The sequence below is a fragment of the Pseudomonas sp. EGD-AK9 genome (genome assembly GCF_000465935.2).
In the GTDB taxonomy this organism is placed as follows: Bacteria; Pseudomonadota; Gammaproteobacteria; order Pseudomonadales; family Pseudomonadaceae; genus Aquipseudomonas.
This window is the reverse complement of record NZ_AVOF01000047.1, coordinates 1-11703: the sequence shown is the minus strand read 5'-3', so window position 1 is coordinate 11703 and position 11703 is coordinate 1. Positions and strand designations below refer to the sequence as shown.

The 11703-nt window shown below is 66.2% G+C and carries 10 protein-coding genes; 9 read left to right on the top strand and 1 reads right to left on the bottom strand.

Annotation, left to right across the window (positions count from 1 at the left end; all coding sequences use genetic code 11):
- The 4 genes from N878_RS28830 to N878_RS02575 form a co-directional block, all read left to right on the top strand.
- Positions 1-952 (top strand): hypothetical protein (locus tag N878_RS28830; RefSeq protein ID WP_021442124.1); only part of this gene is annotated, 952 nt, incomplete at its 5' end.
- A gap of 75 nt (positions 953-1027) precedes the next feature.
- Complete coding sequence (locus N878_RS26585) at positions 1028-1210, top strand: hypothetical protein (protein ID WP_082457777.1); 183 nt, start codon at positions 1028-1030, stop codon at positions 1208-1210.
- A 121-nt stretch (positions 1211-1331) separates the two neighbouring features.
- Positions 1332-2699 (top strand): glutamine synthetase family protein, encoded by a 1368-nt coding sequence (locus tag N878_RS02580; protein ID WP_031302642.1) that lies wholly within the window; start codon positions 1332-1334, stop codon positions 2697-2699.
- A gap of 142 nt (positions 2700-2841) precedes the next feature.
- Positions 2842-4155, top strand: a complete 1314-nt coding sequence (locus tag N878_RS02575; RefSeq protein WP_021442122.1) for an FAD-binding oxidoreductase — start codon at positions 2842-2844, stop codon at positions 4153-4155.
- Between the two features lie 295 nt (positions 4156-4450).
- On the opposite strand, the gene N878_RS26580 is transcribed toward N878_RS02575, so the two are convergent.
- Positions 4451-4654, bottom strand: coding sequence for a putative quinol monooxygenase (locus tag N878_RS26580; protein ID WP_082457776.1), 204 nt, complete (start codon positions 4652-4654; stop codon positions 4451-4453).
- Positions 4655-4983: 329 nt separating this feature from the next.
- On the opposite strand from N878_RS26580, the gene N878_RS02570 reads away from it, so the two are divergent.
- The 5 genes from N878_RS02570 to N878_RS02550 all read left to right on the top strand — a co-directional run.
- A complete protein-coding gene (locus tag N878_RS02570; protein WP_031302639.1) occupies positions 4984-7635 on the top strand; it encodes an excinuclease ABC subunit UvrA in 2652 nt (883 codons plus the stop codon).
- Positions 7636-8113: 478 nt separating this feature from the next.
- Entirely contained in the window at positions 8114-9199 is a 1086-nt protein-coding gene (locus tag N878_RS02565; RefSeq protein WP_021442119.1) for a TRAP transporter substrate-binding protein, read from the top strand.
- A 72-nt stretch (positions 9200-9271) separates the two neighbouring features.
- Entirely contained in the window at positions 9272-9868 is a 597-nt protein-coding gene (locus N878_RS02560; RefSeq protein WP_031302637.1) for a TRAP transporter small permease subunit, read from the top strand.
- 16 nt (positions 9869-9884) lie between these two features.
- The gene (locus tag N878_RS02555; protein ID WP_031302636.1) at positions 9885-11255 is read left to right on the top strand and encodes a TRAP transporter large permease subunit; all 1371 of its coding nucleotides are present in this window, start codon (positions 9885-9887) and stop codon (positions 11253-11255) included.
- Between the two features lie 84 nt (positions 11256-11339).
- Positions 11340-11703, top strand: a 364-nt coding sequence (locus N878_RS02550) for a PAS domain-containing protein (RefSeq protein WP_031302635.1), incomplete at its 3' end; no start/stop codon positions are given.

The following is an 11703-nucleotide window of genomic DNA, read 5'->3' as shown; positions in this document are numbered from 1 at the left end:
GGTGCAGGTGTCGGCATATACCTGGCGCCAGGTCGACCGCGATATCGCCGCCGCCTCGCGCAGCGCCGCCAGCCAGGCCCGCGAGCAGGCGCTGGCGGCCATGGATCGCTGGCTGGACCTGGTCTACCGCCAGACCGACACCGCCTATATCCCCTGGTTCTCCAGCTACTGGACCCAGCGCTGGCTGGGTTTCAAGGTCGCCTGGTACAAGCTCGACGGCGAAGGCGAGCGCGATGAGACCGTGAGCCGGCTCGCCCAGTACCTGCAGGAGCGGTACCAGGACCTGGTGCTGGAGCCGGTGGCCAGGGATATCGCGCCGCCGCAGATTCTCCAGCAGTCCACCCAGTTCTACCTGCGCCAGCTCGACCAGCAGCTGCCGGGCATCGCCCAGCGCCATGGCATCCCCGCGGCGCAGTTCGACCAGCATCTGCAGGCCATTGCGGCCATCGCCGTGCCGCCCGGCGCCTCGCTCTACCAGGTGCTCCGCGCCAAGCCGCTGGAGCGCCTGCCGGCCTACGCCGCGCTGATCGAGCGGATCGGTGCGCAGCCGGGCAACGCGCTGGCCTGGTCGGCGCATCCGGGCATCTCACAGGTGACCCGCAGCACCAGCGAACGCCTGGTCGACGACCTCACCACCAGCGGCGCCGCCAGCGTGATTTCCTCCATGGTCGGGCGCGCGGCCGGCCTGGTGGTGTCCATCGGCGCCTCGGTGTTCCGCGCCATGGTTCACGAGCGCGAGCGCCCGGTCACCGAGATGCAGCTGCGCCGCCACCTCAACGACGCCTTCGACGAACAATGGCTGGCGCTGGTGCGCGACCCCGAGCGCGGCGTGATGGCCGGCATCGAGCACCTGTCCCGGCAGATCGAGGCCAGCCTCGGCGGACCCGGTGCGCTGCTGCCGCGCTACCGGCCGGTGCTGGCCGATGGGCAGCCGCTATGGCGCGAGCCCTGAACGCGCCGGCGCGCATTGTTTAGCCAGGGAATAACTGAATGTGTAAAAAATGCGATTTAACCGGGATTCGCCGCCATGCGAGTCTCCTTGGCCATGACTCCCGTCGCCCAGCGTCATCGCCACCCGCCCAGCGCCAGTCCGTTACGGACCCGCCTCGGCGCCGACCGGCTCAACCCCCTGCTGACCATCATCCTCGCCTTCTGGGCGCTGTGGCACTGCCGTCACGCGCGTCCACCGGACCCCGCGCCCGCCTGCTGACAGCAAGGGCTGCGCCATGCCCGCAGCCGTCCAACCCAGCCTTGTCTGCCGTAGCCAGGCGCTCGACCATCGAGCCGGCCGTGCGGACCCCGAGCGCCGAATTGGCGCAAGCGAGCGCAACATGACGAGTTTTGCCCCCGTGCAGGAAGCCGAGGATTTCCTCGCGCACAACCCCGATATCGAACTGATCGAGCTGTTCGTCCTCGACGCCAACGGCGTGCCGCGCGGCAAGCTGCTGCACCGCGAGGAGCTGCTGGCGCTGTACCGCAGCGGCCGGCCGCTGCCGAGCACCATGCTCGGCCTGACCCTGCAGGGCGAGGACGTCGAGGACTCCGGCCTGGTCTGGGAGGTCGGCGACATCGACTGCCGCGCCTACCCGCTGCCCGGCAGCCTGGTGCGCCTGCCCTGGCGGCAGATCCCCACCGCCGCGGTGCAGGTGTCGATGCACCCGACCGAAGGCCTGCCGGCCACCGTCGCCGATCCGCGCCAACTGCTGGTGCGGGTGATCGAGCAGCTCGAAGCCGACGGCTACCATCCGGTGATGGCCTGCGAGCTGGAGTTCTATCTGCTCGACCAGAAACCGGACGCCCAGGGCCGCCCGCAGCCGGCGCTGGACGCCGACGGCGGCCGCCCGCGGCAGACCCAGGTCTACGGCCTGCGCGAGCTGGAGCAGATCGAGCCGTTCCTCAAGGATTTGTACGCCGCCTGCAAGGCTCAGGGCATCCCGGTGCGTACGGCGATTTCCGAATACGCCCCCGGCCAGGTGGAGATCACCCTGGAGCACGGCCCGGCGCTGGCGGCGATGGACCAGGCGGTGCGCTACAAGCGCCTGGTCAAGGGCGTGGCCCATGCCCACGGCATGCAGGCCTGCTTTATGGCCAAGCCGTTCGCCGAGATCGCCGGCACCGGCATGCATATGCACGTGAGCCTGGCCGATGCGGGCGGCGCCAACCTGTTCGCCAGCGAGGACCCGGCCGGTACGCCGCTGCTGCGCCAGGCGGTCGGCGGCATGCTCGCCAGCCTGCTCGATTCGCTGCTGCTGTTCTGCCCCAACGCCAACTCCTACCGGCGCTTCCAGGCCAACAGCTACGCGCCGCTGGCGCCGACCTGGGGGGTGGACAACCGCACCGTCAGCCTGCGCGTGCCGGGCGGCCCGGCCCCGACCCGGCATGTCGAGCACCGCATCTGTGGCGCCGACGCCAACCCCTATCTGGCCGCCGCGGCGATCCTCGCCGGCATCCACCGCGGCATTCGCGAGGGGCTGGATCCGGGCGAGCCGGTGCAGGGCAACGGCTATGCCCAGGCCAAGGAGCTGCTGCCCACCGACTGGCTGACCTCGATCCAGGCGCTGGAGCGCTCCGGCTGGGCGCGCGACGCCTTCGGCGCGGAGTTCCTCAAGGTCTTTCTCGCGGTCAAGCGCGCCGAGTATCGCCAGTTCATGGGCGAGGTCGGCGAGCAGGATTGGCGCTGGTACCTGAGCAACGCCTGATGGCCCCTATTTGAAAGGATCGCGGCTGAAGCCCCTGCCACAGAGTGTGGAGATTGTGGGTGCCCCATGTGGGCCGCGACCCCCGGATTTATCGGTGCACACGTCGCACCCTACGGCGGCTCGCCGCTTCGAGGATTTTGCTATGAACGCCATCACCCAACCCGTCAAACCCGCCGCCGAGCGCGCGCCGTCCTATTACTCGGCCTCGCTCAATTTCGAGACCGACTACCCGACGCTGCAGGGCAGCGTGAGCGTCGACGTGGCCATCATCGGCGGCGGCTTCACCGGCGTCGCCACCGCCGTGGAGCTGGCCGAACGCGGCCTCAAGGTGGCCGTGATCGAGACCCACAAGATCGGCTGGGGCGCCACCGGGCGCAACGGCGGCCAGGTCACCGGCAGCCTGTCCGGCGACGAGGCCATGCGCAAGCAGATGCGCAACAGCCTGGGCGAGGAGGTGGACGACTTCATCTGGCACCTGCGCTGGCGCGGCCACCAGATCATCAAGAGCCGGGTGGAAAAGTACGGCATCGCCTGCGACCTCAAGCACGGCCATCTGCACGCGGCGATGAAGCCGGTGCACATGGACGAGCTCAGGGCTTCCTATGAGGAAGCTGTGCGCCGCGGCATGGGCGAGGAGGTGACCCTGCTCGACGCCGCCGGTGTGCGCGCCCAGCTCGGCAGCGAGCTGTACTGCGGGGCGATCAGGAACAACCGCAACATGCACCTGCATCCGCTCAACCTGTGCATCGGCGAGGCCAGGGCAGCCGAGAGCCTCGGCGCGCTGATCTTCGAACATTCCGAGGTGCTGGAGATCGTCCACGGCCCGCGTCCGGCGGTGGTCACCCGCGGCGGGCGGATCGAGGCCAAGCAGGTGCTGCTGGCCGGCGACGTCTATCACAAGCTCGAGCGCAAGCAGCTCAAGGGCCTGATCTTCCCGGCCATGGGCGGCATCGTCACCACCGCGCCGCTGGGCGAGCTGGCGAAAGAGATCAACCCACAGGACCTGGCGGTGTACGACTGCCGCTTCGTGCTCGACTACTACCGCCTCACCGCCGACGGCCGCCTGCTGTTCGGCGGTGGCTGCAACTACTCCGGGCGCGATTCGCGGGATATCGCCGGCGAGCTGCGCCCGTGCATCGAGCGCACCTTCCCGCAGCTCAAGGGGGTGCAGATCGACTACCAGTGGAGCTGCGCCATGGGCATCGTGATGAACCGCATCCCGCAGCTGGGCAAGCTGTCGAGCAACGTCTGGTACTGCCAGGGCTACTCCGGCCACGGCATCGCCACCACCCACATCATGGGCGAGATCATGGCCAAGGCGATCACCGGCGACCTGCAGCAGTACGACACCTTCGCCGCCTGCAAGCACATCAAGGTGCCGCTGGGCGACCAGCTCGGCAACCCGATGCTGGCCGCCGGCATGTGGTACTACCAGATGCTGGAGAAGCTGCGCTGAGTGTATTTACCGCGCTGAAGATGCGGTGCGGCGTGCTGATGTCGGGCCGATAGGCGCCAGGGGCAGGGCGGCTATCGGCCAGTTGCGGATCCATCTGCCGGTGAATTTGCTTTAGGACGCTGCTCCTGGCTTGACGCGTCGCGTTCATACCAGGTCGTCCGGTCTAAGGTCGTCCATGCAAGGGGTAAGCTAACCCGGCTTCCTGATCGGCCGGCTTCGCCAAAGGTCTACCGCTTCGAGGTATCCGCAATGGGTGTAGTTGGCGCCGGGGCGGTGAACGGCATTTCCCGCCGTGCTAGGCAATCTGGATCATCTGGCTGACAATCGGTGGCTCAACCAGTAGTTCACCAGCCAGCGCGCTGAACTGCAGATAATGCGCCTGCAGTACATGGTCATTCAGTGCTGCTTGATCCCGCCAGATCTCGTAGATCATGAAATCCTTCGGCGCTTCGACAGACCGGTGCAGGGTGTACTGAAGGCAACCAGTACGGGCTTTCATCGAGCATTTTAAAGCGTGGGCTGCTGCTCACCCCATAGATTGCGGATTCCACGGCCATCCGCCAGCTATTCCATGAACATTCGGCCACTGATTCCGCGGTGATCCAGCCCCCGTTCCACGCTCATCCGACACCCTTAAGGCAGCAACGCAGGATTAATTCACTACAGCGAATTCAAACATCCTGACGAACCGATACTGGAAGCGCGTGCTTGAGGAGAGCGGATCGCTGCTGCTGATTGCCGCTTCAATGCTTGCCGCAGTACGTTGGAGTGCCGGCGTCAACCGGAATTGCAGCCCATTGCCATCCACGAACCGTAGGACAAGAACACATGCCAAACCCCTCCTACGGTGAATCTTCGTGTACCGCTGCAGCCAGTGGCCTTGTCGAAGTGCGCGGGGCGCGCGAGAACAACCTCAAGGATGTAGACGTCGCCATCCCGCGCAATGCACTGGTGGTGTTTTCAGGCGTCTCTGGCTCCGGCAAATCCTCGCTAGCATTCGGCACCATCTATGCCGAGGCGCAGCGGCGCTACTTCGAGTCGGTTGCGCCCTATGCGCGGCGTCTGATCGATCAGGCTGGCGTACCGGACGTCGATGCAATCGATGGTCTGCCGCCGGCGGTTGCATTGCAGCCGCAGCGTGGTGCCAGCAATGCGCGCTCTTCCGTGGGTAGCGTGACCACGCTCTCCAGCCTCGTGCGAATGATGTATTCGCGTGCCGGTGCCTATCCAGCCAATCAGCCGATGCTGTATGCCGAGGATTTTTCACCCAACACGCCACAGGGCGCATGTCCGGCCTGCCATGGCTTGGGCCATGTGTACGAGGTGACGGAGGCCACCATGGTGCCGGACCCGTCGCTCAGCATCCGTGAGCGCGCGATCGCCGCTTGGCCGCCTGCCTGGCATGGGCAGAACCTGCGCGACATCCTGGTCACCCTGGGTTATGACGTTGACCGACCGTGGAAGGATCTGCCGAAGAAGGACCGAGAGTGGATTCTGTTCACCGACGAAACACCGACGGTGCCGGTGTACGCTGGCTTCACGCCTGCTGAAACCCGTGCGGCGCTCAAGCGGAAAATGGAACCCAGTTACATGGGGACCTTTACAGGCGCCCGACGTTATGTGTTGCACACCTTCGCCAACACACAAAGTGCGCTGATGAGAAAGCGGGTGTCGCGCTACATGGAAGGACGGTCGTGCCCGTCTTGCCATGGCAAGCGACTCAAGTCCGAAGCGCTGTCGGTGACTTTTGCCGGGGTGGATATCGGTGAGTTCATGCAAATGCCCCTCGACCGGTTGGCGGCCTTGCTTGAGCCGATCTCTGCGGGCGATTTCCACGCTCATACGGCAGGTGCAGAGGCTGACGGGGACACGACGAGGCGCGACCGGGCCGAACGTGCTGCAGCGGGCCGCGCGGTTCATGCGATATCGCCTGATGTGCGCCGCACCTCCGCGTTTTCGGAAGAGAAGCGCATCGCCGCCCAGCGACTGGCCGGCGGTGTGATGGCACGCCTGCACCAATTGCGCGGACTGGGCTTGGGGTATCTAACGCTGGATCGTGCTACGCCCACGCTATCAGCCGGCGAACTGCAACGCTTGCGTCTAGCCACGCAACTGAGTTCCATGCTGTTCGGCGTGGTTTATGTGCTCGACGAACCCTCGGCGGGCCTGCATCCCGCGGACAGTCAGGCACTCTACGACTCCCTCGACAAGCTGCGGGATGCTGGCAATTCGGTGTTCGTGGTGGAACACGACCTGGACTTGATGCGCCGCGCGCAATGGCTGGTGGACGTGGGGCCGGATGCCGGCGAGCGCGGCGGTCGCGTGCTCTACAGTGGTGTGCCGGAAGGCCTGCGCGAGATTGCTGAGTCACGCACCGCGCGTTACCTGTTCGATGAGATCCCTGCTCCGGGGAGCCGTGGCCGCGAACCGGCCGGATGGCTGGAGCTACGGGGCATCCGTCGTCACAACCTGCATGGTGTGGATGCACGCATCCCGCTAGGCGTGCTGACGGCAGTTACCGGTATCTCCGGTTCGGGTAAATCGAGCCTTGTTGCCCAGGCCCTGCCAGAGTTGTTGCTCCTGCACCTGGGGCACGAACCCGAGGACGATGCGACAGGCAGCGCTAGCAGCGAAGGGCCGGCGGTGATCGAAGTTACCGGTGGTCATCTGGCGGGCGATGTGGATGTTGTGCAGCGCCTGGTTCAGGTGGATCAGAAGCCGATTGGTCGCACGCCACGCTCTAATCTGGCCACCTACACGGGCCTGTTCGACCATGTGCGCAAGTTGTTCGCCGCCACGCCCGATGCGCGCCGCCACCGCTATGACGCGGGGCGATTCTCTTTCAATGTGCCCAAGGGGCGCTGCGAAACCTGCGAGGGTGAAGGCTTCGTCAGCGTTGAGTTGCTGTTCATGCCCAGTGTCTACGCGCCCTGTCCGACATGCCATGGCGCCCGCTACAACGACGCCACGCTCACAGTGCAGTGGAACGGGCGAAACATCGCTGAAGTGCTGCAGATGACGGTGGAGGAGGCCCACGACTTCTTCGCAGGCGAAGATGCGGTGGCGCGACCACTCCAGTTACTGCGCGAGATAGGGTTGGGCTACCTGCGCCTGGGGCAGCCTGCTACCGAGCTGTCGGGCGGCGAAGCGCAGCGCATCAAGCTCGCCACGGAGTTGCAGCGCAGCCAAAGGGGCCGCAGCCTTTACGTGCTTGATGAGCCGACCACTGGGCTGCATGCATCGGACGCTGACCGTTTACTGGTGCAGCTACAGCGCCTGGTCGATGCCGGCAATACCGTGGTGATGATCGAGCACGACATGCGCGCTGTGGCGCAAGCCGATTGGGTGCTCGACGTGGGGCCGGGGGCGGGTGATGCCGGCGGCCGCATCGTGGCGGACGGTACTCCTCAACAGGTGGCTCGGGCGTCAGGCAGCCGGACTGCTCCATTTCTTGCCGAAGCACTCATACGAGCTGAGTAGAGCCTATATGGCGTCAATTCTGCACGCCCCGGTCGAGCCCCTTCTGTGCACTCTGGCATTTGGGGGGCGTTACCGGCCGCCTCCCCAAACGCTTTAATGGCCGATAGAACACCTTCACACTGAAGCATCCAGGGGCGACTGCGCTCATGCAGTCGCTCCTTGCACCTCTCCAAGCCATCACACTCCCGGTGGGCTTTCGCTGCCCTCCCATGTCCACCACTCCAGCCGCCAATGTCCGGATTTCTGGACATGTCTGGCGGGCTCCTCGCGCAACTGTCCAGATTTCAAGACTTGGCCGCTGTGCTGGGTGAGCGAGTGCCTTATAACTCATTGTTTTATAAGAACATTGAAAGCTGGCACAGAGATCGCATTGGCGTATGGGCTAACGGCTGGCGCCGCTGCGGCGCGGAGTATTCCGCGTCGGTGCGAGCGACCGGGCCGTTGTTCGAAAACAATTACAACAAGAAGGAACTCCAGCATGTCCGTCACACATTCGTTTTCCCGCCTGACCCTGGGTATCTCTGCCGCCGCGCTGCTCGCCGGCAGTCTGCTGGCCGGCCCGGCGCTGGCCAGCGAGAAGATCCGCTGGCAGGTGCCCCTGGCCTTCCCCTCCCACCTGGTGGGCCTGACCACCCCGGTCAAGCACCTCTCCGAATCGCTCAAGGCCATCTCCGGCGGCGACATCCAGCTGCGCTACTACGAGCCGGGCGAGCTGGTGCCGCCGTTCGAGATCATGAATGCGGTGAGCAGCGGCAAGTATCCGGCCGGCTACACCTGGATCGGCTACGACCAGGGCAGCATCCCGGCGCTGCCGCTGTATTCCGGCGCGCCCTTCAATATGGAGCCGCCGGCCTACCTGGCCTGGTACTACCAGGGCGACGGCAAGCAGCTGCTGGAGGAGATCTACGCGCCGCACAAGATCCACCCGATGCTGTGCAGCATCATCGGCCCGGAAGGCGCCGGCTGGTTCGCCAAGCCGATCGAGCAGCTGCAGGACTTCGACGGCCTGCGCATCCGCTTCGCCGGCATCGGCGGCAAGGTGCTGGAGAAGCTCGGCGCCTCGGTGACCATGATCCCCGGCGGCGAGATCTACCAGGCGCTGGAGCGCAAGACCATCGACGCCACCGAGTTCTCCCAGCCGGCGATCGACAAGATGCTCGGCCTCGACCAGATCATCAAGAACTACATCATGCCGGGCTGGCACCAGACCCTGACCACCTCGCACCTGCTGGTCAACCAGGAGGTGTGGGACAAGCTGGAGCCGCAGAGCCGCGCGCTGATCGAGATGGGCTGCGAGTCGGCCACGCTCAAGGGCTTCGCCGAAAGCGAGTGGGCGCAGCCGACCGCCCTGGCCGCCTACCAGCAGGAAGGGGTCAAGCCGCAGGTGCTGCCCGAGCCGGTGCTGCGCGAACTGCAGCGCGTGAGCAACGAGGTGCTCGACGAGATGGCCGCCCAGGACCCGATGTTCAAGCGCGTGCTGAGCAGCCAGCGCGCGTTCATGGCGCAGCACGCCACCTGGCACGGCATGGGCTACCTGCCGCGGGACTACTACCAGCACGACTGATCGCGCCCAGTGACCCTGCACGGGCCCGGCCATGCCGCGGCCCGTCGCGTCTTCCTGTCCGAGGTTTTCCCGATGCAGCAACCTGCTTCCGCTGCGGCGCCTGGCGCCGAGCTACCCCATAACCGCCTGTCCAGGTTTCTGGACCGTCTCGTCGCCGCCATCGGCAAGGCCAGCGCCTGGCTGTGGCTGGCCGTGCTGCTGGTGGTGCTGTGCAACGTGTTCAGCCGCTTCATCCTGGCGCGCGGCTCGATCGCCCTGGAGGAGCTGTCCTGGCACCTGTTCGGCGCCGCCATGATGCTGTCGCTGGGCTACGCCGTGGTGCGCGACGACCATGTGCGCGTCGATGTGCTGCGCGAGAAATTCCCGCTGCGCGCCCAGGCCTGGATCGAGCTGCTGGGCATCGTCCTGCTGGCGCTGCCGGTGATCGGCCTGATGATCGACAGCCTGCTCGCCTATGCCCACACCGCCTTCGTCTACCTGGAGCATTCGCAGGCGCCGAGCGGGCTGCCCTATCGCTTTGTGTTCAAGAGCGTGCTGCCGCTGGGGCTGATTCTGGTGGCCATCGCCCTGATCGCCCGCGCCTCGCGCTGCAGCACCCTGCTGCTGCATTTCCCCCGGGCCGTCGACGCGCCCGCCGAGCCATCCAACGGCGCTCACCCGCACCCCTGATCACGAGGCTGAAATGATGGGTCTGGAACAAATTCTGGTTATCGCCATGTTCGCCGCCTTCATGGGCTTGCTGCTGCTCGGCTTTCCCGTGGCCTGGTCGCTGGCCGGCGTCGGCCTGATCTTCGCGGTCGTCGGCCATGTGCTGGTGAACCATTTCGACGCCGAACTCTGGTTCACCTGGAGCGGCACCATCGGCGTGCTGGACGCGCGCATCTACGGCATAGTCGCCAACGAGCTGATGGTGGCGCTGCCGCTATTCATCTTCATGGGCATCATGCTCGACCGCTCCGGCATCGCCGAGCGCCTGATGCACAGCCTGGTGCGCGTGCTCGGCCCGCTGCGCGGCGGCTACGCCATCACCGTGGTCATAGTCGGCGTGCTGCTGGCCGCCTCCACCGGCATAGTCGGCGCCTCGGTGGTGCTGCTCGGCCTGCTCTCGCTCGGGCCGATGTTGCAGGCCAACTACAACAAGAGCCTGGCGGTGGGCACCGCCTGCTCGGTGGGCACCCTGGGCATCCTGGTACCGCCGAGCATCATGCTGGTGCTGATGGCCGACCGCCTCGGCACGCCGGCGGCCTCGGTCGGCAAGCTGTTCATGGGCGCGCTGATTCCCGGGCTGATGCTCGGCGTGCTCTACGTGCTGTACATCCTCATCGCCGCCTGGCTGAACAAGGACTTCGCCCCGGCGCCCAAGAACCGTCAGCCACTGGACGCCCGCGCGCTGCTCGACGTGCTGCTGGCCGTGGTGCCGCCGCTGGGGCTGATCCTCGCGGTGCTCGGCTCGATCTTCTTCGGCATCGCCACCACCACCGAGGCCTCGGCGGTGGGCGCCGCCGGCGCGGTGCTGATGGCCTGGTTCAGCCGGCGCCTGGACCTGGGCGTGATCAAGGAGGCGCTGTACCAGACCAGCCGCACCACCGCCTTCATCTTCGGCATCTTTATCGGCGCCACGGTGTTCGCCGCAGTGCTGCGCGGCCTCGGCGGCGACGACGTGGTGCGCGCGGCGCTGACCAGCCTGCCGTTCGGCCAGACCGGCGTGCTGCTCACGGTGCTGCTGATCACCTTCCTGCTGGGCTTCTTCCTCGACTGGGTGGAGATCACCCTGATCGTCCTGCCGCTGGTGGCGCCGGTGCTGTTCGCCATGGGCGTGGACCCGCTGTGGTTCGCCATCCTCTTCGCCCTGTGCCTGCAGACCTCCTTCCTCACCCCGCCGGTGGGCTTCGCCCTGTTCTACATCAAGGGGGTGTGCCCGCCGGGGATCACCACCCGGCACATCTACCTCGGCGTGCTGCCCTTCATCCTCCTGCAACTGCTCGGCCTGGCCCTGGTGTTCCACTTCGAGGCGCTGGCCACCTGGTTGCCCAACGAGGTGTATGGCGGTCCATGACCGCCATCGCCGCATGCGCAGTGCCCTGCCCAGGTGGCAGGGCTTGCGTCATTACCCGGATCAACCGATGGAGGCGCAACTGCCATGGCCATTTCCCGTGACGACCTCGACCAGCACGGCCTGATCATCGGCGTGTCGCCCGAGCGCTTTCGCGCCGTGGCCATGCCGCTGCTGTTCGACCACCTCGATGCCCAGTGCGAAGGCACCATCGCGGTCAACCGCCAGGCACGCATCGTCTGGATCAACGACAAGTACGCGCAGAAGGTCGGCATCCGCGACCCGCGCAGCGCGCTGGGCAAGGAGGTCGAAGAGGTACTGCCGGCCAGCCGCCTGCGCGAGGTGGTGGAAAGCGGCCAGCCGAGCATGCTCGACCTGATGGCCTTCGGCGACGAGCACTTCGTGGTCACCCGCATCCCCCTGCGCGACGCGGACGGCACCCTGGTCGGCG